Below are 24653 nucleotides of genomic sequence, written 5' to 3'. Positions count from 1 at the left end.
CATACAATACGCGCGCAATCCCCCCTTCTACACTGAGTACAAAGTCAATTGATGTGGATGGAATAATGATTAGTGGCGTGTTGTATGCCCTGCTGGCAGGGCTGATGTGGGGGCTGATTTTTGTCGGCCCGCTGATTGTGCCCGAGTATCCGGCGGCCCTGCAGTCAACCGGACGCTATCTGGCGCTGGGGCTGATTGCCCTGCCGCTGGCCTGGCTCGGTCGTACGCGTTTACGTCAGCTCAACCGCCAGGACTGGATGACCGCGCTGGCGCTGACCATGATGGGCAACCTTATCTATTACGTCTGCCTGGCGAGCGCCATTCAGCGTACCGGCGCGCCGGTATCGACCATGATTATCGGCACGCTGCCTGTCGTTATCCCCGTCTTTGCGAACCTGCTGTACAGCCAGCGCGATGGCAAACTGGCATGGTCAAAAATGGTACCCGCGCTGATCTGCACGGGCGTCGGGCTGGTCTGTGTGAATATTGCCGAGCTTCGCCACGGGCTCGCTGATTTCAGCGTCTGGCGTTACGGTTCGGGGATCGGTTTAGCGTTTATTTCCGTCGCCTGCTGGGCCTGGTATGCCCTGCGTAATGCGCGATGGTTGCGGGAGAACCCGGATAAACATCCGATGATGTGGGCAACGGCACAGGCGCTGGTAACGCTGCCAGTCTCGCTGGTGGGCTATGCCGGGGCGTGCCTCTGGTCTGCGCAGCAACAGCCGGACTTCGCCCTCCCTTTCGGGCCGCGGCCGTGGGTCTTTGTCGGGCTGATGATCGCTATCGCTGTGCTCTGTTCCTGGGTGGGTGCGCTATGCTGGAATATCGCCAGCCAGAAACTGCCCACGGTCATCTTAGGGCCGCTGATTGTCTTCGAAACGCTGGCCGGGCTGCTGTACACCTTCCTGATGCGCCAGAGCGTACCGCCGCTGTTAACGGCCTGTGGAATAGTGCTGCTGGTGATGGGTGTAGTGATGGCGGTAAGAGCGAAGCCGGAAAAACCGATGGTCGTTCCGGCTTCGGAGATGTGAGGCGTTTGCAGGGCCTGCAAAAACGTAGGCCCGGTCAGGCGTAGCCGCCACCGGGCAAGCTTTTAAAACGTTTCCCAGTTGGCTTCAGACGCAGAAGCGACGGGCTGCGTTTTTGGCGCATAGGTTTTCGCCGGAGCCGCCTTCACTGCCTGGCTGCGGGCAATTTTAAACACCGCCACCGCGTCGTTCAGGCGTGCCGCCTGGTCTTCCAGCGCGGCCGCTGCGGCCGCAGACTCTTCCACCAGCGAGGCGTTCTGTTGGGTAACACGATCCATCTCTGCCACCGCCTGGCCCACCTGGTCGATCCCGCGGCTCTGTTCATCAGACGCAGAGGCAATTTCACCCATAATGTCGGTGACGCGAGTCACGGCGTTCACAATCTCCGCCATAGTGGCCCCGGCTTCGTTCACCAGCTGCGAGCCTGCGTTAACTCGCTCACCAGAGTCATCAATCAGCGCTTTAATCTCTTTCGCCGCCTGGGCGCTGCGCTGAGCGAGCGTACGCACTTCTCCGGCTACCACCGCAAAGCCACGCCCCTGCTCACCTGCGCGCGCCGCTTCAACTGCCGCGTTAAGAGCCAGGATGTTCGTCTGGAAGGCAATGCCGTCAATGACATTGGTAATTTGCGCAATTTTGCTGGAACTGGTGGCGATTTCGTCCATTGTGCGCACCACGCCTTCTACAACGTTACCGCCCTTCTTCGCCGTTGAAGAGGCATCAAGCGCCAGACGGGAAGCCTGACGGGCATTGTCGGCGTTTTGTTTCACCGTTGCCGTCAGCTGCTCCATGCTGGCAGCCGTCTCTTCCAGCGAGGCAGCCTGCTGCTCGGTACGGGAAGAGAGATCGTTACTGCCCGCAGAGATTTCCCCCGCACCGGTGTAAATGGTATCCGCACCTTCACGAACCACGCCCACGGTGTTTGCCAGCGCGGTTTGCATCTCCTGGACGTTTTGCGCCAGCACGGCCATCTCGTTTTTACCCTCTGCATGGATCGGCTGGGTTAAATCACCGGCGGCAATGGCGCGGATATGGCTTATCACATCCTGCAGCGGCAACAGCAGCACGCGGCGCATGGCAATCCAGCTGGAGATAATCACGATAATCACCAGCAGCATAACCGCAGAGAGGATCCACAGGATACGCTTGTAATCACTTTCGTTATCTTTGATCCCTTTATCCGTAAGCACGGCCTGGGCTTCACGCCATTCCCGGTAAACGTTTTGCATCGCGGTCTGTTTCTGCTCTGCATTCTGCTTGAACATCTCTTCCAGATTGCCCTGAGAGAGCAAAACGTTCATTTGGGTCAGCGTCGCGGAGTAATTGCGGTACTGCTCTTCCAGGCGATTTGCCAGGTTGGGATCCAGCCCTGGGGTATTCGGCAAAGCATAGTATTTGTCGTAATGAGACTGGGCATTGGCCAGCAGGTTTTTCGCCGTGTTTACCAGCTCATTGAGCTGTCCGCCGTTAATCTGCGAGGCCATGCTGCTTTGCAGACGCAGCATGCCGCGGTTCAGGGTGACGCGCGCCTGGTTCAGGCTGATCCATGCATCGGTAAACTCCGCCACGTTCTTGCTGGAGAGCTGCGACACGGTGAAATTGTCTTTATCGTTATTCAGCGCGTTGATAAAGATACCGGCGGAAACGAGTTGCATGATGCCGAGCACAAGCAGCACCGAAATCAAAAGGGTAATGACTTTTATACGTTTAAACATGCGTTGCCTTTGTAATATGCAGGTTTGTCTGACGTGGATATATCGGCAGGCGCGGCGGGTTGTTTACTGTTTCTCCACGTTAAAAAAGTTTCTAAAGTTATTTTCTGCATTCATTCAGTGAGTTAAACACGCTAATTTTTTGTGACTTACATCTCATTTTCACCCTTGCCTCTAAAGGGTTATAGCGCCGTCTTAAAGATGCATTTAATATGCACTTTATATTCTTGATGATGAGGTAACTGCTATGGCCTTCCGCGACCAAACACTCGGCGAGCTGGCGCTCTCCATCCCTCGCGCTTCTGCGCTGTTTCGTAAATACGACATGGATTACTGCTGCGGCGGTAAGCAAACTCTGGCACGTGCGGCCTCGCGCAAAGAGCTGGATGTAGAGGTTATTGAAGCGGAGCTGGCTCTGCTGGCAGAGCAACCCATCGACAAAGAGTGGCGCACGGCCCCGCTTGCCGAAATCATCGACCACATTATCGTGCGTTACCACGATCGCCACCGCGAACAACTGCCGGAGCTGATCCTGCAGGCCACCAAAGTTGAACGTGTGCACGCCGACAAGCCTTCCGTGCCGCGCGGCCTGGCGAAATACCTGACCATGCTGCATGAAGAACTCACCAGCCATATGATGAAAGAAGAGCAGATCCTCTTCCCGATGATTAAACAGGGAATGGGCAGCCAGGCGATGGGGCCAATTAGCGTGATGGAAAGCGAACATGACGACGCGGGTGAGCTGCTGGAAGTCATCAAACACACGACCAATAACGTCACGCCGCCGCCAGAAGCCTGCACCACATGGAAAGCGATGTACAACGGCATTAACGAGATGATCGACGACCTGATGGAACACATCAGTCTTGAGAATAACGTTCTGTTCCCGCGTGCATTGGCGGGTGAATAAAAAAGGCCACTGAAGCCTGATGCCCTCACCCGGCCCTCTCCCACGGGGAGAGGGTGCAAAAACTAAAAACGGCAACCGAAGTTGCCGTTTTGCTTTTACCTTACGCCTGCCATTCGTTTCTTACCAATGAACAGCCAGCCCAATCCCAGGGCGATGAACCACAGCGGCGTGACGATCAGCGCCTGACGGGTGTCATCTTCCAGCGTCAGCAGAACCAGAACGAACGCGAAGAACGCCATGCACACCCAGCACATCAGCTTGCCCAGCGGCATCTTATAGATCGATTTCTCATGCAGATGCGGACGCTGTTTACGATACACCAGGTACGAACAAAGGATGATCGTCCAGACGAACATAAACAGGATCGCCGAAACGGTGGTGATCATGGTGAACGCACCGATAACGCTCGGGTTCACGTAGAGCATTACCACCCCACCCAACAGGCACATGCAGGAGAACGTCAGCCCTTTCGCCGGAACAGCACGCTTAGAGAGCTTCGCGAACGCGCTCGGCGCAACGCCTTCCTGCGCCAGGCCAAACAGCATGCGGCTGGTTGAGAACACACCGCTGTTCGCCGATGACGCTGCAGATGTCAGCACCACGAAGTTAATCAGGCTCGCTGCGGCAGGCAGTCCCACCAGCACGAACAGTTCAACAAATGGGCTCTTGCTTGGCACAACCGAGCTCCACGGCGTCACGGACATAATAATGATCAACGCAAAGACGTAGAACATGATGATACGAACCGGAATGGAGTTGATTGCACGCGGCAGGGATTTTTCCGGGTCTTTGGTTTCCGCAGCGGTGGTTCCGACAAGTTCAATCCCCACAAAGGCAAATACCGCAATCTGGAAGCCGGCAAAGAAGCCGCTGATGCCTTTCGGGAACCAGCCGCCGTCATTCCACAGATGGGTAAACGAAGCCTGCACGCCGGTTGGCGACTGGAAGTGCGTCAGCACCATTACCAGGCCCACCACAATCAGCGCCACAATAGCGACAATCTTGATCATCGCGAACCAGAACTCCATCTCACCGAACATCTTAACGGTGGCGAGGTTGAGGCTCAGCAGCAGAATAATCACCGCCAGCGAGGCGACCCAGTCCGACAGCCCCGGGAACCAGAACTGCGCATAGGCAGTAATGGCGACGACATCCGCCATGCCGGTTACGACCCAGCAGAACCAGTAGGTCCAGCCGGTGAAATAACCCGCCCAGGGACCGAGCAGGTCGGAAGCAAAATCGCTGAAAGATTTGTATTCGAGGTTGGAGAGCAGCAATTCACCCATTGCACGCATCACAAAAAAGAGCATAAAACCGATGATCATATAAACAAAAATGATCGACGGCCCGGCAAGACTGATGGTTTTGCCTGAGCCCATAAACAGCCCGGTACCGATGGCACCCCCGATGGCGATAAGCTGAATATGACGGTTTGTGAGATTGCGCCGTAGCGACTGTTCAGACGTCGCCTCTTCTGTCGCGGCGACTTTGACCTGATCTACCATGTAATTTTCCTGTTTATGCCTGTCTGTGTTGTTAAGGCTCTTCTGGCCTTTAAAAACGTCAAATAAATGACGGTCCCTTTGTAAGGGTTTATCGATATTAGGTAAGAATCGGCGGGATGAATACTATGATTTAGATATTATGTTAATAATATGTTGGAAGTGAGTGTCATATCACTCATACAGCGCGAAACAGCTCACAAAAATACACGCAACAGTTTCGTTTGCAAGATAAAATATTGATTCCGTCGTAACTATAGGTTTTAACACTATTTTCCTCTCCCCGGACGGAGAGAGGAAATAAGAAAAGCCGATTACAGGATTTCCAGCAGCTCGACTTCAAACACCAGGGTGCTGAATGGTGGGATGGACGCGCCAGCGCCACGCTCACCGTACGCCAGGTTGTGTGGGATAGTCAGTTCCCATTTGGAGCCGACTGGCATCAGGGTCAGAGCCTCAATCCAGCCTGCGATAACGCCGTTAACCGGGAATTCAGCCGGTTCGCCGCGTGCAACAGAGCTGTCGAACACGGTACCGTCGATCAGTTTACCAGTGTAGTGCACGCGAACGTGGTCAGTGCGTGCCGGGATAGCGCCGTCGCCCTGGTTGATCACGCGGAACTGCAGGCCAGACTCGGTGCTGTTCACGCCTTCACGCTCACGGTTCTCTTCCAGATATTTCACACCTTCTGCCGCCATCTCTTCGAAGCGCGCGCGACGCACAGCGTCCGCACGTTCGTGGATTTCACGCAGCGCACGGTGCACAACATCAACCGGAACGGCTGGCTGTTTGCCTTCCAGCGCGTCAGCGATACCCGCCACCAGCGCTTCTGGTAACAGACCTTCCAGGCCGGATTCGCTCAGTTGCTGTCCTACCTGCAAGCCGATACCGTAACTTGCCTGCGCTTCGATAGTGTCAAAAGTCGGGGTGGTCATGGGTTTTCCTTCCATCACATTTAAAGTAGCGGGCAGCATAGCAGCCATGCCCTTATGGGTAAAACTTTGTCTGAAGTTAAGGTGACAAACTGCGACGAAACAGAAACAATAGAGGTAACCAGGATTAATCCCGAATGGATGTCACGGATGTCGGGTTTGCTACGCCGTTCAGGCAGTTAGCGAACTATACTTCGGAGCACAGGATAAAAAAGACGCGGAGCAGGAGGAGAGCCATGCCCGGGCGATTTGAACTGAAACCTACCCTGGCGAAAATCTGGCATGCGCCGGACAATTTTCGCATTATGGACCCGCTACCTCCTCTGCATCGCAGAGGGATTATCATAGGCGCGCTGCTGGTGATCGTCGGTTTCCTGCTCCCTTCTGGCGGCGATGATGTCGATACCGCACCGGTTACCCGCAATGCGCAACTGGATCTTCAGTCGCAAACGCGCCCGCAGCCTGACACGCAACCCATGCAGACACAGCTTGTGACGCCGTCTAACGATCCGGGACAGGTTGCACCGGTTGAGCCAGAGCCTATTCAGGAAGAACAGCCGCAGGAGCAGGCCGCAGCCCCGTCTGAACCGCAGACGCAGCAGCCAACCGGCATTGAGCAGCAATGGCGTTCCTACCGCGTGGAGGCGGGCAAAACGCTTGCTCAGCTGTTCCGCGACCATAACCTGCCGCCAACCGATGTCTATGCGATGGCTCAGGTAGAAGGTGCGGGTAAGCCGCTCAGTAACCTGCAGAACGGCCAGATGGTGCAGATCCGCCAGAATGCCAGCGGCGTGGTCACCGGGCTAACGATTGATACGGGTAATGGCCAACAGGTGCTGTTTACCCGCCAGCCAGACGGCAGTTTTATCAGAGCACGGTAATGGCGTAGGCCGGGTAAGGCGAAGCCGCCACCCGGCACTTTTGTTCTCAGGCACTCCGTTTATTCACCCACCAGATCCCCGAGCAGACCAGCACCAGCGCAATCGCGTATTTAATCTCAAGGATGTTTTCGCCGAGGAAAATAGCGGACAGTACCGTCCCGGCGACGGGAATCACAAAGTTGAACGGGGCAATCATACTAACGCGGTTCACTTTCAGTAGCGCGCTCCACAGGGCGAAGGCGACGGATGAGAGCAACGTCAGATACCCTAATACCGCCACCGCGGTAAGGCTATGCACCTCCAGCGTCCCGCCCGTTGCATATCCCCCTACCACCAGCGCAAGACCACCAATGCCTAGCTGCCAGCCGGTCATCACTGTGGGATCAACCGTCTGGGAAATCCGTTTGCCGTAAAGCGTGGCGGCGGAGAGGATGAACGCCGCCAGCACCACAAACCCGTCACCATTCCAGACAAAGCGGAAATCACGAATACCACTGTGGAAATTCACCAGCATCACCCCGGCAAACCCCAGAATACAGCCCAGCGTTTTGTTATAGCTGAGCTTGTCGTTGTGGTAGATAAAATGCGCCAGCAGTACGCTGAAGAAGGTGCCGGTGGCGTTCATGATCGAGCCATTAACGCCCGTGGTGTATGCCAGCCCGATATAAAAGAAGGTGTACTGAATGGTGGTCTGCGTCAGTCCCAGGATCGTAAGCTGGCCAAACTGCGTGGGCGTGAGCCTGGCGATGGGTTTACGCTGTACCAGCGCAAACAGCAGCAGCAGTGCTCCGGCAAACAGAAAACGGTATCCGGCAAAGACGACTTTTGACGGGATATCATCGGTTGCGATCTGAAAGAGTTCATAGCCACTTTTAATGGCCGGGTAAGAGCTACCCCAGAGCAGACAGCAGAGTGTGGCGCAGGCGTAGGCCACATTGCGACGGGCAAAGACAGGCGTAGACAGAGCGGTTTCCATGGCAAATCTCAAAGATAAAATTGCGTTTCATTTTATTATCAGAGAATGCGTCAGGAATCGCGACCATACAAGCTAAAAGAGAGGTTCGTCAGGCTTTAAAAAGCAAAACGCCGGCACAAGGCCGGCGCTTCGACGCGAGCAGAGTAAAAAATTACTCAGCTACAACGTTAACAACCAGTTTAGCGAACACTTCGCTGTGAACCTGGAAGTCAACTTCGTGCTCACCAGTGGTACGCAGAACGCCGTTCGGCAGACGAACTTCGCTCTTAGCCACTTTAACGCCTGCTGCAGAAACTGCATCAGCGATATCGCGGGTACCGATGGAACCGAACAGTTTACCTTCGTCGCCAGCTTTGGAAGCGATGGTAACAGTGCCCAGTGCGTTGATTGCTTCAGCGCGAGCGTTAGCAGCCGCCAGAACGTCAGCCAGTTTGGCTTCCAGTTCAGCACGACGTGCTTCGAAAAACTCTACGTTTTTCTTGGTAGCAGGAACAGCTTTGCCCTGTGGAACCAGGAAGTTACGAGCGTAGCCCGCTTTAACGTTTACCTGATCACCCAGGCTGCCCAGGTTTGCTACTTTATCAAGCAGAATAACTTGCATTACCTTATCCTCTTAAAGTCGTATTAATGGACCGTGCCCGATTACTGATGACGATCAGTGTACGGCAGCAGAGACAGGTAGCGAGCGCGTTTGATAGCGCGAGCCAGCTGACGCTGGTATTTTGCACGAGTACCGGTGATACGGCTTGGGACAATCTTACCGCTTTCGGTGATGTAGTTTTTCAGCGTTGCGATATCTTTATAGTCGATCTCTTGAACGCCTTCCGCGGTGAAACGGCAGAACTTGCGACGACGGAAATAACGTGCCATATGGCTAGTCTCCAGAATCTATCAAATCAATCTGCTCGGCATGCAGAACCATTTTGCTCAGACCGTTCTTTGCCTTGTGGCAAGAGATGAACCCCTGAACGATTACTGCACTACCGACCGTTAAACTGTGAGTAATGGCCTGGTTTTCGTGTCCGCTAATGATAACGGGCATTTGGCACCACGCCTGCCGGTGAAACCCGGCTTCCTCTTGCACAGAACGATGCTCAAGCACGAACTGGCAATGCGGAATTCCTGATGGACTGACCTTTCGAAGGGGAGCCCTGCATACGATGCCGGACAACGCCAGACGGTTGGTCATCAGAAATTACTCTTCAGAATCCCCAGCATCAGAATCATCTGCGGTTTCGTTTGCGAAATCATCGCGACGCTCACGGCGCTCGTCTTTCGCTTTAACCATCGGAGATGCTTCGGTAACTGCGTGTTTGGTACGCATAACCATGCTGCGGATAACGGCATCGTTGAAGCGGAAGGTAGTTTCCAGCTCATCGATCACTTCCTGCGGAGCTTCAACGTTCATCAGAACGTAGTGTGCTTTGTGCAGTTTGTTGATCGGGTAAGCCAGCTGACGGCGGCCCCAGTCTTCCAGACGGTGGATCGTACCTTCTGCACCAGTGATGGCAGCAGAGTAACGCTCGATCATACCCGGAACCTGTTCGCTCTGGTCAGGATGGACCATAAAAACGATTTCGTAATGACGCATCGAATTGCTCCTTACGGATTATTCAGCCTCCTGTCTGGGTCAGCCGAGGCCCGGGGAGGCAAGGAACGTGTTAAAGGTCGGCTGAAAAATTGACGCGTCATAATACTTGCGCCCCCCAGGAAACTCAAGCTGATTGCACAAATAATTCGCACAAACCGCAAAGCTGGTCTAAGTGGGTGATTTAAAATTAACCACATCAGGAAGCGTTGTTTTTTTGAACAACTGCATCAGAAATGGTCACGCATCCTCGCCGGATAAGTGATTACACTTTAATCAGAGACCATATAAATACCGGAGGGGAGCAAACAACCGTCTCACAGCACGCAGTCGTGGAGCGCATATCATGAAAAAAATCGCAATTGCCGTAATGGCTGCGCTTTTGCTCAGTGCAAACGCGATGGCAGCCATCAAGATAGACAGCCGACAGGCCAGAAACATGGATGATGTGCAGAGCTTAGGCGTTATTTACATCAATCACCATTTCGCCACAGAGAGCGAAGCAGATCAGGCGCTTAATAAAGAAACCGATGCTCAGGGGGCAAATTACTACCACGTTATTCTGATGCGTGAGCCCGGCAGCAACGGCAACATGCACGCCAGTGCAGATATTTACCGATAACGCTTTGACGCTAGCACCAGGAAAGCCAACAAAAAGAATATAGCCATCGTTTTACTTGCCCCCTGCCCGGGGGCTTTTTTTTATGAATGGCTCTGAAATACCACCGGTTACAACTGTTTTCGGTATTCCAGAGCACTTATTCACTTCTGCCCGTAATAGGCGTTTGGACCGTGCTTGCGCATGAAATGCTTGTTCATCAGGTAATCATCAATGCCCTGAAGCTGTGGGTTGATGCCACGAGCGATCCACGCCATACGTGCCACCTCCTCCATGACTACCGCGTTATGGACAGCGTCATGCGCATCTTTTCCCCAGGCGAACGGACCGTGCTGATAGACCACAATGCCCGGCGTATGCAGCGGTTCGCTCTCACCCAGCGTTTCGATAATGACGTTGCCGGTGTTGAGCTCGTACTCGCCTTCCACTTCTGTCTGCGTGAGTGCCCGCGTGCACGGAATGTCACCAAAGAAGTAGTCCGCATGCGTGGTTCCCAGAGCCGGAATGGCCCGCCCCGCCTGTGCCCAGGCTGTGGCATGCGTAGAGTGCGTATGCACTACGCCGCCCAGAGAAGGGTAACGCCGGTAGAGCGCCAGATGGGTGGCTGTATCTGAAGAAGGGCGCCATTTGCCGTCGACAACGTTACCCTCAAGATCAACCACCACCATATCGTCAGGGCTCATGGCGTCATATGCCACGCCGCTAGGCTTAATCACCACGAGCCCTTGCTCTCGGTCGATAGCACTGACGTTTCCCCAGGTGAAGGTCACCAACCCATAGCGCGGGAGATCCATATTAGCGTCAAAGACCTGCTGCTTAAGCTTAAGCATATTCAGCCTCCAGTAAGCCGGCCCGTGCCATACGTTCCCGTACCCAGTCGCGAGCGTTAGCCACTTCACCTGCCGGGTCATCTGACGTTTCGCTCCACATCTCAATCAGGTAAGGTCCGCAATACCCCGCCTGTTTGAGCGTCTGGAAGCACCGTTCGAAATCCACCACCCCGGTGCCGAACGGAACGTTTTTGAATACCCCAGGACGCGTATCTTTGACATGAACCGCGACGATATGGCCCATCCCCGCCAGCAGTTCCATTTGTACGTCGTTATCCCACGCCGACAGGTTGCCGATATCAGGATAGAGCTGGAACCACGGATTGTTCAGGTAATGCGCGTAGCCCAGCGCCTTGCTGATCGAGTTCATTAACGGATAGTCCATGATCTCCATCGCCAGCGTCACCTGCGCGCGGCTAGCCATTTCAACGCTCTCTTTCAGGCCATCACGAAAACGACGACGCGTTTCGTCATTGGCTTCCTGATAGTAAACGTCATACCCGGCAAGCTGTATCACGCGAATACCCACATCCTGCGCAAAACGAATGGCTTTACGCATGATCTCCAGCCCCTGCGCGCGCACCGTATCATCTTCACTGCCAAGCGGAAAACGACGGTGGGCACTGAGGCACATAGACGGCACGCGTACGCCCGTTTCGGCGACCGCACTCACCAGCGCCAGACGCTGCTCCTGGCTCCAGTCGAGGCGAGAAAGACGTTCATCGGTCTCATCCACGGACATTTCGACAAAATCGAAGCCCAACTGTTTCGCCAGTTTCAGCCGCTCCTGCCAGCACTCCCCCGCAGGGAGTGCCTTTTCATAGATGCCAAGCGGGACCTGTTTAGACAACATACCCGCTCCTTAGCCCCAAAGCTGAGCGATTGAACGTTTGAACTGACGTGCCGCTTCCACCGGAGACGCGGCATCACGAATGCTGCGACCCGCGATAAAGACGTGAATAGGGATACCTTTAAACAGCGGCAGATCTTCCAGTGCCAGGCCACCGGTAACGGTCACTTTAAAGCCCATGTCAGCAAGACGTTTAATGGCGCTGATATCCGCATCTCCCCACGCCACGCCGGCGGCCTGCGCATCACGGCTGCGGTGATAAACGACCTGCTGAATGCCAGCATCGCGCCACGCCTGGGCCTGTTCCCAGGTCCAGAAACCGGTCAGTTCAATCTGCACATCGCCGTTGAACTCTTTCGCCACATCCAGCGCGCCTTTCGCGGTGTTGATATCTGCACAGCAGATCACAGTGACCCAGTCGGCATTGGCTTCAAAACACATGCGGGAGAGAATTTTGCCTGCATCGGCAATCTTGGCATCGGCCAGCACGATTTTATGCGGGTAGAGCGCTTTCAGATCGCGAACGGCGCGCACGCCTTCGCCTACGCACAGAATGGTGCCAACTTCGATAATATCCACCTCTTCCGCAATCAAGCGGGTGGTTTCATACGCATCGGACAGAGTCTGGTTATCCAGCGCGACCTGCAACATTGGTAATGACATTTTCAATTCCTTCTTAAACTGCCGCCGCTGTGGCGTTATCAATTAAATCCAGCACTTCCTGCTCGGTGCGGCAGGCGCGTAAACGATCAAAATTCGCTTCGTCATCAAACAGGTTAACGATCTGCATGATGCCAACCTCCTGATGGGTATTGGCATCGACGGCCGCCATGGTGATCAGGATGTCGACCGGGTCGTTATCTTCATGGTTAAACACCAAAGGCGTTTTCAGCGTTACCAGCGCGAAGCCGGTTTTCTTCACGCCCTCTTCCGGGCGACCGTGTGGCATTGCAAGGCCTGGCGCGATGACAAAATAAGGACCATGCTGCGCCACACCATCAAGAATGGCCTGGTAATACCGCGGCTCGACAACGTCAGCCTTAACCAGCAGATCCACGCTCAGCTTGACCGCCTCCTGCCAGGTGCTGGCCTCGGCCTGTAAAAGGATGGAGTTATTCTCTGCCAGCGAATCACGTAGTTTCATGTGGCGTCCTTACTTCACGTCCTGGGGGAAGTGCGCTTTGATCACTTCCAGCAGTTTTGGGCCGAAATCCGCAGGGGAGAGCATGTTGCGTACCCCCACGACATACTTGTTGCCAGAAACGCTAATTTCACCGGCGATATGGGTAGACGCGATGATGATATCGGCGCCGTTCAGTTCACTTTTGTATTCCCCCACCGCGCAGCTGTTCACCGTGTGGTCAATGTTTGACTGGGTTAAAAACTGGTCCACTTTCATCTTCATGATCATGGAGCTACCTTGCCCATTGCCACACACAGCCAGGATACGTACGGTCATAATCGAAACTCCTTAGTGAGCAGAAACTTCTGCTGTTTGTTTTTCCGCATCTTCTTCAGCTCGCAGAGAACGGCCAGCGAAGAACATATAAGCCAGAGCAATCAGGATGATGACGGCCATAAAGACCAGCCCGACGGACGCAAAGCCCTGCATCATTGGCGGTGCCAGAATTGACCAGTCCGCCATGCCCATCCAAGCGTTCATGCCGGTGAGCTTGACCGCCCACACGCAACCGAAGATCTCCACCATGCCCATCACCAGACAGATCTTGAGCGCCGCGCGCCAGCCGCCAAAGTGGTTAGCAAAGACGCCAATGGTGGCGTTGGAGAAGAACATTGGGATAAAGCCAGGAATAATCAGAATGGATGAGCCGCAGCCGACCAGAATGCCTACCGCAATCAACTGGCCGATGGTGCCCCACATGAAGCCCCAGACCACCGCGTTTGGCGCAAAGCTGTAGATAGCCGCACAGTCAATCGCCAGCACCGCACCAGGAATCAGGCGTTGGGAGATCCCATTAAAGGCTTCAGACAGTTCGGCAACAAACATACGGACGCCCTGGGTAATGATGAAAATGGCTACCGCGAAGGAGAAACCGGTCTGCAGGATATAAACCGTCCAGTGCGTTTTCCCCGCCATCGCCTGCACCACATCAATCCCGAAGGAGAGCAGAATGGCGCCGAAGAAGATGGTCATCACAATGGCGGTTGAAACGATGTTGTCGTGGAAGATATTCAGCCAGCCCGGCAGCTTGAGATCTTCTACGCTGTCCTCTTTTTTACCCAGGTACGGTGCGACCTTGTAAGCGAGCCAGGCGGCGAATTGCTGCTGATGGCCGATAGAGAAACCGCAGCCGTCGGTGACCTCCTGCGTCGGCTTGTACATCATGTTGGAGGTGATACCCCAGTAGAGCGATACCAGCACGGCGGTGCAGATAATCGTGGTCCACATGGGGTAGCCGAAGATATAGAGAGACACCGCAATCAGCCCGGCCTGCTGGAACATAATGTGGCCAGTCAGCATGATGGTGCGGATGCCGGTAATGCGGCGCAGCAGAACGTAAATGATGTTCAACGCCAGCGCGAGCAGTACCGCGTACCCTACCCAACTGTAGGCATCTCCCATGCGGTCAATGGTGGCCATCATCGACGCGTAGGTGTCAGAGATGGCGCCGTTGATGCCATACACCTCCGACATCTTCGCAACCACAGGCTTAAAGGTGCTGGTCAGAATGCCTGAACCCGCCTGCAGCAGCATGAAACCGATGATGGTTTTGATTGTGCCTTTGATGATGACGCTGACGCTTTTGCGCAGAAGGATGTAGCCCAGGCACGTCACGATACCCAGCAAAAGCGGGGCGTTAGTCATTACCTGATTAAAGAACACGGTAAAGACGTTGTAGAGGATCTCCATAACTCTCTCCAGAAATGAGAACACGAGGGGGTAATCCCTGTTCGGTTGGTGCCATCACTCTATTAATCACAAATAATCACCACAAGATTGCATTTGATTATTTGTGACGTATCACGCAAATTATTTCCATGGTGTTAGTAATGATTTTCACTACCGATTCACGCGTATAAATTATTTCTTATAATTCATAGAATTAATCATTGATAGCGGATATTCTAACAACGTAGAAATGGATTATCTGTGACATGGCGAAGATAAATTTCCTCAATTTACTCGTTGCAAACCGATTCAAAGAGTGCCAGCATTAATCACAACAAATCATCAAATGATTACTTTTGATTAAACCAGGAGTCAAAACGATGAGTAAAGTGAACACCATCACCCGTGAATCATGGATTCTGAGCACCTTCCCGGAATGGGGCAGCTGGCTGAATGAAGAGATTGAGCAGGAACAGGTTGCTCCTGGTACGTTTGCAATGTGGTGGCTGGGTTGCACCGGCATCTGGCTGAAATCCGAGGGTGGCGCCAATATTTGCGTTGATTTCTGGTGCGGTACCGGCAAACAGAGCCACGGCAATCCACTGATGAAAAAAGGTCATCAGATGCAGCGCATGGCAGGTGTAGAAAAATTGCAGCCGAACCTGCGTACCACGCCGTTTGTTCTTGATCCTTTTGCCATTCGCCAGATCGACGCCATCCTTTCCACCCACGATCATAACGATCACATCGATGTAAACGTGGCGGCAGCGGTGATGCAAAACTGCGCGGACGACGTGCCGTTTATCGGGCCGCAGACCTGCGTGGATCTCTGGATTGGCTGGGGCGTGCCGAAAGAGCGCTGCATCGTCATGAAGCCAGGCGACGTGGTGAAAATTAAAGACATTGAAATCCATGCGCTGGACGCCTTTGACCGCACCGCGCTGATCACCCTGCCAGCTGACCAGAAAGCCGCAGGCGTCCTGCCAGACGGCATGGATGAGCGAGCAGTGAACTATCTGTTTAAAACCCCTGGCGGTTCCCTGTATCACAGCGGTGATTCTCACTACTCCAACTACTATGCGAAGCATGGTAACGAGCATCAGATTGACGTGGCGCTGGGCTCCTACGGCGAGAACCCACGCGGCATCACCGACAAAATGACCAGCGCCGATATGCTGCGCATGGCGGAAGCACTGAACACCAAAGTAGTGATTCCTTTCCACCACGATATCTGGTCAAACTTCCAGGCCGATCCGCAGGAAATCCGCGTATTGTGGGAGATGAAAAAAGACCGTCTGAAGTATGGCTTCAAGCCATTTATCTGGCAGGTAGGCGGCAAGTTCACCTGGCCGCTGGACAAAGACAATCTCGAGTATCACTACCCACGCGGTTTCGATGATTGCTTCACCATTGAGCCAGACCTGCCGTTCAAGTCATTCCTCTGATTGTGAACCCCCATCGCCAGACCTTGCGTCTGGCGATTTCATATTTATTTTAGTAATTTCACGCTATTTCAAATATCATCTTTTCAAATCAATTCTTATCGGAATAGCTCATGACGGAAGCGCAACGGCATCAAATATTACTGGAACTCCTGGCGCACACAGGGTTTATCACCGTCGAGAAAGTGATCGAACGTTTAGGGATTTCCCCCGCGACGGCACGACGAGATATCAACAAGCTGGATGAGAGCGGTAAGCTGAAAAAAGTCCGTAACGGCGCGGAAGCCATCAGCCAGCAGCGCCCGCGCTGGACGCCGATGAACATCCATCAGGCGCAAAACCACGATGAAAAAGTGCGCATTGCCAGAGCCGCATCACAGCTGGTCAACCCGGGTGAGAGCGTGGTGATCAACTGCGGCTCCACGGCATTTCTGCTGGGCCGCGAGATGTGCGGTAAACCGGTGCAAATCATCACCAACTATCTGCCGCTGGCTAACTATCTTATCGATCAGGAACATGAAAGCGTGGTGATCATGGGCGGCCAGTATAATAAGAGCCAGTCCATTACCCTCAGTCCCCAGGATAGCGAAAACAGCCTCTATGCCGGGCACTGGATGTTTACCAGCGGCAAAGGCCTGACAGCAGACGGGCTCTACAAAACCGACATGTTAACCGCGATGGCAGAGCAAAATATGCTTAACGTCGTGGGCAAGCTCGTCGTACTGGTCGACAGCAGCAAAGTCGGCGAGCGAGCTGGCATGTTGTTCAGCCGCGCCGAACAGATTGACATGGTGATCACCGGCAAACATGCCAATCCAGAGATCCTGCAGAAGCTGGAAGATCAGGGCGTCAAAATTCTGCGCGTTTAAAGATTCTGGCGGAAAAAGTCCACCGTCGCGTCCAGCGCCGCTGGCGTGATACGGTGGCGAACCCCCGCTTCCCACAGGCAGGTCAGGTTGCCGTCCAACCCTTCGCGCTGTAGTGCCTGCTGGAGACGGAAGGTTTCGCCAGGGGGCACCACATCATCCGCGTCACCATGCCACAACAGCAACGGGCGATCGGCCAGACGCGGTAACGCCCGGGTCACTTCCCATTCGGCCAGCAACGCATCAATCTCCGTCGCGTCTTGCGGTGGAAACAGCGTTTTTGACAATGACGTAAAATAGCCCGAGCCCATCAGGCACGCCACGGAGCTCACCTCAGGGTGGCGGGCCATGATCCCGAGCGCCGTCATTCCCCCCATCGATGCGCCGGCCACCGACAGCCGTTCATCCGCCACCAGCCCCGCCTGGTAAAGCGCATCGCGCAGCCCGGCAAATTCGCTCAGGCTACCGTGCAAAATCTGCCAGAACTGCCCCAGTCGCACCTGTGCATCACCGGTAAAACGTGCACCGTGATCGGGCGCATCCGGCATCACTACCCGAAAACCGGCCTGCGCCAGCGCCACCGCAAAGTAGCTGTACACCAGCTTCGATGAAGTAAAGCCATGATAAAAAACCACAACAGGCAGCGGGTGTGCACTTTTTCCCGCAGGGATAGCGTGTAATATTTCATGATTGCCGAGGCGGCGAGTTTCAATTTCAATCATTGTCGACCCTGTGCTGATGAATGATTCATAATGTTGAGAACTGGATTACGCTTTCACGATATTTTCATTCGAAATATACGTACCAGATAACACTTCGGGAACATTCCCCCAAAACTAAATTCGCAGACAACTACACTATGGCTATCAGGAAACGAGATATGGTTATGCGCAGGTTTGCTACTTTATTGTTGCTGGTTCTGCTCAGTGGCTGTAGTGCACTACAGGGGACACCGCAACCCGCTCCCCCGGTCGCCGACCATCCGCAGGAGATTCGTCGTAATCAGACGGAAGGATTACAACGAATGGGTACCGTCTCCGCGCTGGTTCGCGGATCCCCGGATGACGCAGAGGAGTCAATAAAGGCGCAAGCTGCCGCCGCCAAAGCAGATTATTACGTCATCATTATGATCGATGAAACCATCATTACGGGACAGTGGTATTCACAGGCTATTTTGTACCGTAAATAACGATCTTCATTTGAACGACATTTACACTGCTTTGCGTCCATAGACATTTTCCTGTCCACAATAAACTCCATGCCCGCGACAATGGAAGTGAGTTTATTTGCGAAGGAGTGCCCGGCGGATACCGGAGAAATGTGAAATGGAGCTGACAATGAAACGAACTCTTGCTTTGACCTCTCTGTTGCTCTCAGTAGGCCTTGTGAGCACGACTGCACAGTCAGCAGAATTCGCCAGTGCTGATTGCGTCACTGGCCTTAATGAAATTGGCCAGATCTCCGTCAATAACATTTCGGGGAGCCCGCAAGATGTTGAACGTGTCGTGGCACTAAAAGCCGATGAACAGGGCGCTTCCTGGTATCGAATTATTCAGATGCAGGAAGATAACCGCAGCGATCATTGGCGCGTACAGGCTATTCTCTACGTCTAATCACCTCCGATAAAAGCCACTTATTTTTAGTGGCTTTTCGTTTTTGCAAATTTTTTATCTTCTTTCAACCCCATTAAAAACAATTTGATAACATTTGGTTACATTATTTAAGTAAATGTTAGCTCTGTCCTGCCGTTGAAAAGCCATACCTTTTCAATAATGAGCAATTTATGATCACTTTTTTTCGCCGTGCGGGTCTGGGCGCAAAGCTATCGCTTCTTACCGGCGTGAGTGTCGCCACGCTGTTTCTGCTTTTCACTTTTCTGCTCAGCCATAAAGCCAGCCAGCAGCTTGAAGCCCTTGCGGTAGAAGACCTGCATAACCAGTCCACCGGTATGGTTGATATGGTACAGATGTTTAACACCAGTCTGAGCGAAGAGGTCGAGAGCTATACCCGGCTGTTCACCACCTTTTTACCGCAACCTTTGAGCGTCGACAGCAGTCAACTCCAGACCATTAACGGGCTTAGCGTTCCCCTTCTGAAAGGGGGTGAAACAGGCCTGCATGAAAACAATGCACTTTCTGACGACTTCCTGACGCGTACAGGGGCAATCTCGACCCTGTTTGTGCGTAGCGGTAATGACTTTGTCCGTGTCGCCACCTCCCTGCGCAAAGAGAACGGCGATCGGGCAATGGGTACCGTTCTGGACACAGCCAGCCCGGCCTATGCGGCCGTCACTAAAGGCGAGGTCTATCGAGGTCTGGCGTTGCTGTTCGGCAAGCGCTATATCACACAGTATCAGCCGTTCAAAAACGCAGAAGGCCAGGTCATTGGGATCATTTTTGTTGGTGTGGATATCACCCACTCCTGGAACGTGATGCGCGAAAAAATCCTCAATCGTCGTTTAGGTGACAGCGGACACTTCTTCGTGCTGGATCGCAGCAACGGTAAAACGCGCGGACAGTTCCTTTTCCACTCGAACCGGGAAGGCCAGCTTCCTGAGTGGGACAGCGCCACCCAGCAGCAGTTGCTGAGCAATACCCCGGGCACGCTGGAACGCACAAGTGAGGATGGTCGCATACTGAAAATGGCCTACACGCCGCTGCCAGGCTGGAACTGGACCATAGTGGGGGAAGTGGATAAATCGGTGCTGCTCTCAAGCGTCACCACGATGCGGGATCGCTTCCTGCTGGCAGGCGTGGCGCTGTCAGTCCTGTTTGCCGCGCTGTTTGTCATCATCATTCGTCGCATGCTGACGCGTCCGCTGCGTAACGTCATTCACCTTGCCCGACAATATGCGGCAGGCGATCTGCGTGCCACCCTGTCCGTTACCCGCCAGGATGAGGTTGGCCAGCTTATCGACGCCATCAACGGGATCGGCGGCGGTCTGCAAAAGATTGTCCTGCAGGTACGCGAGGCCGCAGGCGAGATCCATCTGGGCACTAACGCCCTGGCCTCTGATACCGGTGAGATCTCAGAGCAGATCAACAAACAGGCCAGTAGCGTTGAAGAGACCTCCGCGAGTATGGAACAACTCGCCGCAACCGTGCAGCAAAACGCGGCCAATATGGAACAGACGCAGCAGCTGGTGGGGGAAACCTCACGCGCGGTGCATCAGGGGGGCGAGACGGTGACGAACGCAGTCTCCACCATGGACGATATTCGCGACGCCTCAAAGCGCATCGAGGACATCACGCGCGTGATTGAGTCGATTGCTTTCCAGACTAACATTCTGGCGCTTAATGCAGCGGTTGAAGCAGCACGCGCCGGCGAACACGGAAAAGGGTTTGCTGTGGTCGCGCAGGAAGTGCGCGCCCTGGCGGCACGCAGCGCTAATGCGGTGAAAGAGATTGAGCAGTTGATTGGCGACACGCTGAACAAGGTGAGTGAAGGCCATGCGCTCTCAGAGCAGACGCGTCTGGCGATGGATGCCATCATCGCGCACATCGATAACATCAACCAACTGGTGACCGAGATTAACCATGCATCCCGCGAACAGTCGGCGGGGATCCGTCAGGTGAATCTGGCCATGACCCATATTGGTGAAGCCTCCCACATCAACGCCGATCGCGTCTCGCGCAGCGAGCAAACCGCACAATCGCTGCGCGAGAAAGGGTCGCACCTCACTCAACTGGTGAGCCTGTTCCAGCTTAAAAACTAGCCCACCCTGCCCGTGGCGCGCAGCAGAAGATCGCTTTGAACCTGCTCTGTCATCAGCGTGCCGCCACGGGTATCCAGCATCATGCGGCACCACGCCTGCGCGACGGGCGGAGAGGCGTGCCGCAGCATCTGGCTTCCGGCGCCCAGCAGGAATAGCTGATGCGCAATCTCCCGCCCCTGCGCCTCCTGCGGTTTACGCAGTTTTTGCTGCAGCTGCCGCCAGCTGCGATCGAAGTGTCTGTCCTGACCTTTCACCTGCGCAAAATCCTCTGCCAGCAGATCGAACATACCCGGCTGTTTCGCCAGAACGCGCAGAACATCCAGACACATGATGTTCCCTGAGCCTTCCCAGATGCTGTTCACCGGCATCTCGCGATACAGACGGGGGAGTTCACTCTCCTCGCAGTACCCGATGCCGCCCAACACCTCCATCGCCTCTGCCACGAACGGGATACCCGCTTTGCAGACGCTGAATTTCGCGGCTGGTGTGAAAAGCCGCGCCCAGGCCGCCTCCTGCGGATCGGCGCGTTTATCCCACGCCCGGGCAAGACGAAACAGCAGCGCCGTTTGCCCCTCCAGCACCAGCGCCATGCGGCTCAGGACGTCGCGCATCAGCGGCTGATCGATGAGGTTTTTCCCGAACGTCTGCCGCTGATGGGCGTGGTACAGCGCCACGGATAATGCCCGACGCATCAACCCATGGCTGCCCAGAGCGCAGTCAAAACGCGTTAACCCGCCCATGCGGAGGATCTGTCGTACCCCTTCCCCCTCTTCCCCTAACAGCCAGCCGGACGCATCCAGAAACTCCGCTTCACTGCTGGCGTTAGAGCGGTTGCCGAGCTTGTCTTTCAGCCGCTCCAGGCGCACGGCGTTGCGCTGCCCGTCAGGCAAAAAGCGAGGAACAAAAAAGCAGGACAACCCGCCTTTCGCCTGCGCCAGCACCAGATGCGCATCGCTTTGTGGCACGGAGAAAAACCACTTGTGTCCCACCAACCGGTAGCTGCCGTCGCTGCACTTTTCCGCTTTAGTGGTGTTGCTGAGCACGTCCGAGCCGCCCTGTTTTTCCGTCATCCCCATGCCGATCAGCAGGCCGCGCTTTTGGGCTCCAGGGGCAAGGTGAGGATCATAACGATCGCTCAGTAGCGGCGTGAGCCAGTTCTGGAAAGGCTCAGGGAGCGCCTGTTGCAGCAGCGGCGTGGCGGCAAACGTCATGGTCACGGGGCACAGCGTTCCGGCCTCAACCTGAGCATGCAACACGAAGCGCGCGGCGCGAGCGACAAAGGAGCCTTTACGCGCCTCCTCTTCCCACGCCAGGTTATGCACCCGGTTAGCGCACAGCCCCTGCATCAGAAGATGCCAGGCGGGGTGAAAACGAACATCATCCAGCCGCTCACCGGTGGGGTCATAGCGAAGTAACTCCGGCGGATTGACGTTCGCCAGCCTGCCAAGCTCCAGCGACTCCGCCGTACCTAACTGCTGGCCGATACTGGCCAGCAGCTCGCTATCCCACTCCGCGCCTTCGCGGGCCACCGCGTCACGCAGGGCACAATCAGAGAGAAAAAGGTTGCTGTTCGAAAGCGGTGCGGGTTGGTTAAAAACGGTATGTGTTTGCCAGTGCATGCTGTCTCCCTCCTTCAGTGGCAATGAAGATAAGTATGGACAGACCCTGTGCACGCTGCATGGGAGTAAGGTCACACGGTAGTGATCCCGCTGATATCATTCGTGAAATAGCTCACAGAACATAAGAATAAACTATTTCATCACTTCACTTTTATTGAATAATTTATTCTTACCCCTTTCAGTGAGGAAAGTTATGCAACCGAATGCGCATAAGCGTGCGTTAATTGCAGGCTCCATTGGTAATTTCATCGAGTGGTATGAGTTTGCGGTCTACGGCTTTCTGGCCACCGTGATTGCGAAAAACTTCTTCCAGCTTGAAGGCGAGTCAGGGCTGACCAGCCTGATCCTCACCTATGCCTCATTTGCCATCGCTTTCTTCTTCCGTCCGCTGGGGGCGGTGGTGTTTGGCCGCATCGGCGACCGGATTGGCCGAAAACCGACGCTGATTATTGTGCTGGTGCTGATGACGCTCGCCACCGCCGCCATCGGTGTTGTGCCAGTCTATGCCAGCATCGGTATCGCTGCGCCGCTGATCGTTACGTTGCTGCGCATCCTGCAGGGATTGTTCGCGGGGGGTGAGTACGGTGGTGCGGTTTCCTTGATGACGGAATTTGCACCACGCGGTAAACGTGGTCTGTATGGCGCATGGCAATCGTTCACGGTGGCGCTGGGGCTATTAGCGGGCGCGGGTATTGTCGCCTTGCTTTCTGCCTTACTGACACCGGAAGCCCTGCATGACTGGGGCTGGCGTATCCCATTTTTCCTGGCCCTGCCTATGGGGGTGGTGGCGCTCTGGTTGCGGGTGAGTATGGAAGAGACGCCGAGCTTCGTGCAGCAGCAGGAAAAACCGCTGATCGCGCAGGCCAGTACCGTCGCCACAATTAAAGCGATCGTGATGGGAATTGGCCGGGTGATGGTCTGGTCGGCGGCGGGATATACCTATCTGGTGATTATGCCGACCTATCTGCAATCGGCACTGCACACCGGATTTAACCAGGCACTGTTGATAGCCGTGATTTCGAATGTCGGCTTTGCGCTCACCATTATTCCGTCGGGGATCCTGAGCGACAGGATTGGCCGCCGCACGGTGATGATTATCGCCACCACGTTACTGCTGATCCTCGCCCTGCCGCTGCTGAAAATTCTGCAGGCGGAGTCCAGTACCCTCGCGGTAAAAGCGATCGTGGTATTGATAGCTGGCGGTCTGGTGGGCATGCTGGCAGGTCCAGGGCCGGCAATGCTCTCAGAGATGTTCCCGACGCGTGTACGCTATACCGGGCTTGGTCTGGCGTATTCCTTGTCGAATGCCATTTTCTCGGGGTGTGCGGGGCTTATTATTACCGGGTTGATTAAGGAGACGGGAAACCTCGACATTCCGGCATATTACGTCATGGCGACGGCGGTGGTGAGTATTGTGGCGCTGATGACGCTCAGGAAGGATGACCATTTGCGGGCGTTGGAGAAGTAAGGTTGTCACCGTCTGGTGCCCTCACCCACCGGAAGAGAGATAAAACACAAAAGGCCGTCCACAGGACGGCCTTGCTGTTTATTCGCCGCGCTGACGTACCGCTTCAAACAGGCAAATACCCGTTGCAACAGAAACGTTCAGAGACGACACGCTGCCCGCCATCGGGATGCTTATCAGCTCGTCGCAGTGCTCACGCGTCAGGCGACGCATGCCTTCACCTTCCGCACCCATCACCAGCGCCAGACGGCCGGTCATTTTGCTCTGATACAGAGTATGATCCGCTTCACCGGCGGTACCGACGATCCAGATATTCTCTTCCTGCAGCATACGCATGGTGCGCGCCAGGTTGGTGACGCGGATCAGCGGAACGTTTTCCGCTGCACCGCAGGCCACTTTCTTCGCCGTTGCGTTCAGTTGTGCAGAACGATCTTTCGGTACGATCACCGCGTGCACGCCCGCCGCATCGGCGCTGCGCAGGCACGCGCCGAGGTTGTGCGGATCGGTCACGCCATCAAGGATCAGGAAGAACGGGTTATCCAGTGCAGCGATCAAATCCGGCAGATCGTTTTCCTGATACTGACGGCCTGGCTTCACGCGGGCAATAATCCCCTGGTGAACCGCGCCTTCACTTTTCTCATCCAGGAACTGGCGGTTGGCCAGCTGGATCACCACGCCCTGCGCTTCCAGTGCGTGGATCTGCGGCATCAGACGTTTGTCTTCACGCCCTTTCAGAATGAACACTTCCTGAAAACGCTCCGGTGCGCGCTCCAGCAGGGCCTGCACCGCGTGGATGCCGTAAATCATTTCACTCATTGATGATTCTCATAAAAGGTATTTCCCCCTCTCCCCAGTGGGGAGAGGGTC

At 54.8% G+C, this 24653-nt stretch carries 27 protein-coding genes; 10 read left to right on the top strand and 17 right to left on the bottom strand.

Annotated elements, in window-relative coordinates; genetic code table 11:
- Nucleotides 1-65 precede the first annotated feature (65 nt).
- Nucleotides 66-1031: a DMT family transporter gene (locus ACOTZF_RS21205; RefSeq protein WP_023619710.1), complete on the top strand. Its 966-nt coding sequence runs from the start codon at nucleotides 66-68 to the stop codon at nucleotides 1029-1031.
- A gap of 62 nt (nucleotides 1032-1093) precedes the next feature.
- Here ACOTZF_RS21205 and ACOTZF_RS21200 read toward each other — a convergent pair whose 3' ends face one another.
- Complete coding sequence (locus tag ACOTZF_RS21200) at nucleotides 1094-2743, bottom strand: methyl-accepting chemotaxis protein (RefSeq protein ID WP_020684395.1); 1650 nt, start codon at nucleotides 2741-2743, stop codon at nucleotides 1094-1096.
- 244 nt (nucleotides 2744-2987) lie between these two features.
- Between ACOTZF_RS21200 and ytfE the strand changes: the two genes are divergently transcribed.
- Nucleotides 2988-3650, top strand: a complete 663-nt coding sequence (gene ytfE / locus ACOTZF_RS21195; protein WP_129252837.1) for an iron-sulfur cluster repair protein YtfE — start codon at nucleotides 2988-2990, stop codon at nucleotides 3648-3650.
- Between the two features lie 95 nt (nucleotides 3651-3745).
- Here ytfE and cycA read toward each other — a convergent pair whose 3' ends face one another.
- Together cycA and fklB are read right to left on the bottom strand one after the other, a co-directional pair.
- A complete protein-coding gene (gene cycA / locus ACOTZF_RS21190; RefSeq protein WP_023619712.1) occupies nucleotides 3746-5155 on the bottom strand; it encodes a D-serine/D-alanine/glycine transporter in 1410 nt (469 codons plus the stop codon).
- 311 nt (nucleotides 5156-5466) lie between these two features.
- Nucleotides 5467-6087, bottom strand: coding sequence for an FKBP-type peptidyl-prolyl cis-trans isomerase (fklB, locus tag ACOTZF_RS21185; protein WP_008502892.1), 621 nt, complete (start codon nucleotides 6085-6087; stop codon nucleotides 5467-5469).
- Nucleotides 6088-6320: 233 nt separating this feature from the next.
- Between fklB and ACOTZF_RS21180 the strand changes: the two genes are divergently transcribed.
- Complete coding sequence (locus ACOTZF_RS21180) at nucleotides 6321-6965, top strand: OapA family protein (RefSeq protein WP_023619713.1); 645 nt, start codon at nucleotides 6321-6323, stop codon at nucleotides 6963-6965.
- A gap of 46 nt (nucleotides 6966-7011) precedes the next feature.
- Here the strand turns inward: ACOTZF_RS21180 and ACOTZF_RS21175 are convergent, their stop codons facing one another.
- The 5 genes from ACOTZF_RS21175 to rpsF all read right to left on the bottom strand — a co-directional run bounded on the left by ACOTZF_RS21175 (nucleotide 7012) and on the right by rpsF (nucleotide 9532).
- A complete protein-coding gene (locus tag ACOTZF_RS21175; RefSeq protein ID WP_129252835.1) occupies nucleotides 7012-7941 on the bottom strand; it encodes a DMT family transporter in 930 nt (309 codons plus the stop codon).
- A 151-nt stretch (nucleotides 7942-8092) separates the two neighbouring features.
- Nucleotides 8093-8542, bottom strand: coding sequence for a 50S ribosomal protein L9 (gene rplI, locus ACOTZF_RS21170; RefSeq protein WP_008502894.1), 450 nt, complete (start codon nucleotides 8540-8542; stop codon nucleotides 8093-8095).
- A gap of 41 nt (nucleotides 8543-8583) precedes the next feature.
- Complete coding sequence (gene rpsR, locus ACOTZF_RS21165) at nucleotides 8584-8811, bottom strand: 30S ribosomal protein S18 (RefSeq protein WP_000135199.1); 228 nt, start codon at nucleotides 8809-8811, stop codon at nucleotides 8584-8586.
- Between the two features lie 4 nt (nucleotides 8812-8815).
- Complete coding sequence (priB, locus tag ACOTZF_RS21160) at nucleotides 8816-9130, bottom strand: primosomal replication protein N (protein WP_008502895.1); 315 nt, start codon at nucleotides 9128-9130, stop codon at nucleotides 8816-8818.
- 6 nt (nucleotides 9131-9136) lie between these two features.
- Nucleotides 9137-9532 (bottom strand): 30S ribosomal protein S6, encoded by a 396-nt coding sequence (gene rpsF, locus ACOTZF_RS21155; RefSeq protein WP_003856034.1) that lies wholly within the window; start codon nucleotides 9530-9532, stop codon nucleotides 9137-9139.
- 343 nt (nucleotides 9533-9875) lie between these two features.
- Between rpsF and yjfY the strand changes: the two genes are divergently transcribed.
- The gene (gene yjfY / locus ACOTZF_RS21150) at nucleotides 9876-10151 is read left to right on the top strand and encodes a DUF1471 family protein YjfY (RefSeq protein WP_013095308.1); all 276 of its coding nucleotides are present in this window, start codon (nucleotides 9876-9878) and stop codon (nucleotides 10149-10151) included.
- 140 nt (nucleotides 10152-10291) lie between these two features.
- Here yjfY and ACOTZF_RS21145 read toward each other — a convergent pair whose 3' ends face one another.
- From ACOTZF_RS21145 to ulaA, 6 genes are read right to left on the bottom strand one after another with little or no spacing between them, the layout of a single operon-like run.
- Nucleotides 10292-10978: an L-ribulose-5-phosphate 4-epimerase gene (locus tag ACOTZF_RS21145; RefSeq protein ID WP_013095307.1), complete on the bottom strand. Its 687-nt coding sequence runs from the start codon at nucleotides 10976-10978 to the stop codon at nucleotides 10292-10294.
- Nucleotides 10971-11831, bottom strand: a complete 861-nt coding sequence (locus tag ACOTZF_RS21140) for an L-ribulose-5-phosphate 3-epimerase (RefSeq protein WP_129318067.1) — start codon at nucleotides 11829-11831, stop codon at nucleotides 10971-10973. The genes ACOTZF_RS21145 and ACOTZF_RS21140 overlap by 8 nt, the downstream gene beginning before the upstream one ends.
- A 9-nt stretch (nucleotides 11832-11840) precedes the next feature.
- The gene (ulaD, locus tag ACOTZF_RS21135) at nucleotides 11841-12491 is read right to left on the bottom strand and encodes a 3-keto-L-gulonate-6-phosphate decarboxylase UlaD (protein WP_013095305.1); all 651 of its coding nucleotides are present in this window, start codon (nucleotides 12489-12491) and stop codon (nucleotides 11841-11843) included.
- Nucleotides 12492-12504: 13 nt separating this feature from the next.
- The gene (gene ulaC / locus ACOTZF_RS21130; protein WP_013095304.1) at nucleotides 12505-12972 is read right to left on the bottom strand and encodes a PTS ascorbate transporter subunit IIA; all 468 of its coding nucleotides are present in this window, start codon (nucleotides 12970-12972) and stop codon (nucleotides 12505-12507) included.
- A gap of 9 nt (nucleotides 12973-12981) precedes the next feature.
- Nucleotides 12982-13287: a PTS ascorbate transporter subunit IIB gene (gene ulaB, locus ACOTZF_RS21125; protein WP_004109091.1), complete on the bottom strand. Its 306-nt coding sequence runs from the start codon at nucleotides 13285-13287 to the stop codon at nucleotides 12982-12984.
- Between the two features lie 12 nt (nucleotides 13288-13299).
- A complete protein-coding gene (gene ulaA, locus ACOTZF_RS21120; RefSeq protein ID WP_058680763.1) occupies nucleotides 13300-14700 on the bottom strand; it encodes a PTS ascorbate transporter subunit IIC in 1401 nt (466 codons plus the stop codon).
- A gap of 359 nt (nucleotides 14701-15059) precedes the next feature.
- Here ulaA and ulaG point away from each other — a divergent pair, with 359 nt between their 5' ends.
- Both ulaG and ulaR read left to right on the top strand, forming a co-directional pair.
- Nucleotides 15060-16124 carry an L-ascorbate 6-phosphate lactonase gene (gene ulaG, locus ACOTZF_RS21115; RefSeq protein ID WP_129252832.1) on the top strand — a complete coding sequence of 355 codons (1065 nt, stop codon included), beginning with the start codon at nucleotides 15060-15062 and terminating at the stop codon, nucleotides 16122-16124.
- A 110-nt stretch (nucleotides 16125-16234) separates the two neighbouring features.
- On the top strand, nucleotides 16235-16990 hold the full coding sequence (gene ulaR / locus ACOTZF_RS21110) for an HTH-type transcriptional regulator UlaR (protein WP_129252830.1): 756 nt from the start codon (nucleotides 16235-16237) through the stop codon (nucleotides 16988-16990).
- On the opposite strand, the gene yjfP is transcribed toward ulaR, so the two are convergent.
- On the bottom strand, nucleotides 16987-17709 hold the full coding sequence (gene yjfP / locus ACOTZF_RS21105) for an esterase (protein WP_129252828.1): 723 nt from the start codon (nucleotides 17707-17709) through the stop codon (nucleotides 16987-16989). The two genes, ulaR and yjfP, sit on opposite strands and share 4 nt — an antisense overlap.
- Before the next feature lie 137 nt (nucleotides 17710-17846).
- Here yjfP and bsmA point away from each other — a divergent pair, with 137 nt between their 5' ends.
- The 3 genes from bsmA (at nucleotide 17847) to ACOTZF_RS21090 (ending at nucleotide 20702) form a co-directional block, all read left to right on the top strand.
- Nucleotides 17847-18176, top strand: coding sequence for a biofilm peroxide resistance protein BsmA (gene bsmA / locus ACOTZF_RS21100; RefSeq protein ID WP_071830088.1), 330 nt, complete (start codon nucleotides 17847-17849; stop codon nucleotides 18174-18176).
- A gap of 136 nt (nucleotides 18177-18312) precedes the next feature.
- Nucleotides 18313-18600: a DUF1471 family protease activator YjfN gene (gene yjfN / locus ACOTZF_RS21095; RefSeq protein WP_013095298.1), complete on the top strand. Its 288-nt coding sequence runs from the start codon at nucleotides 18313-18315 to the stop codon at nucleotides 18598-18600.
- A gap of 170 nt (nucleotides 18601-18770) precedes the next feature.
- The gene (locus tag ACOTZF_RS21090) at nucleotides 18771-20702 is read left to right on the top strand and encodes a methyl-accepting chemotaxis protein (RefSeq protein WP_029882398.1); all 1932 of its coding nucleotides are present in this window, start codon (nucleotides 18771-18773) and stop codon (nucleotides 20700-20702) included.
- Here ACOTZF_RS21090 and ACOTZF_RS21085 read toward each other — a convergent pair.
- A complete protein-coding gene (locus tag ACOTZF_RS21085; RefSeq protein WP_013095296.1) occupies nucleotides 20699-22321 on the bottom strand; it encodes an isovaleryl-CoA dehydrogenase in 1623 nt (540 codons plus the stop codon). The genes ACOTZF_RS21090 and ACOTZF_RS21085 overlap by 4 nt on opposite strands.
- A gap of 193 nt (nucleotides 22322-22514) precedes the next feature.
- On the opposite strand from ACOTZF_RS21085, the gene ACOTZF_RS21080 reads away from it, so the two are divergent.
- Complete coding sequence (locus ACOTZF_RS21080; RefSeq protein WP_038984063.1) at nucleotides 22515-23789, top strand: MFS transporter; 1275 nt, start codon at nucleotides 22515-22517, stop codon at nucleotides 23787-23789.
- Nucleotides 23790-23867: 78 nt separating this feature from the next.
- Here ACOTZF_RS21080 and rlmB read toward each other — a convergent pair whose 3' ends face one another.
- Nucleotides 23868-24602, bottom strand: a complete 735-nt coding sequence (rlmB, locus tag ACOTZF_RS21075) for a 23S rRNA (guanosine(2251)-2'-O)-methyltransferase RlmB (protein ID WP_129318068.1) — start codon at nucleotides 24600-24602, stop codon at nucleotides 23868-23870.
- Between the last annotated feature and the right edge of the window lie 51 nt (nucleotides 24603-24653).

Source organism: Enterobacter cloacae complex sp. SHL021 (assembly GCF_049237765.1).
GTDB classification, from domain to species: domain Bacteria; phylum Pseudomonadota; class Gammaproteobacteria; order Enterobacterales; family Enterobacteriaceae; genus Enterobacter; species Enterobacter cloacae.
This window is presented reverse-complemented; position numbering and strand designations above follow the sequence as displayed.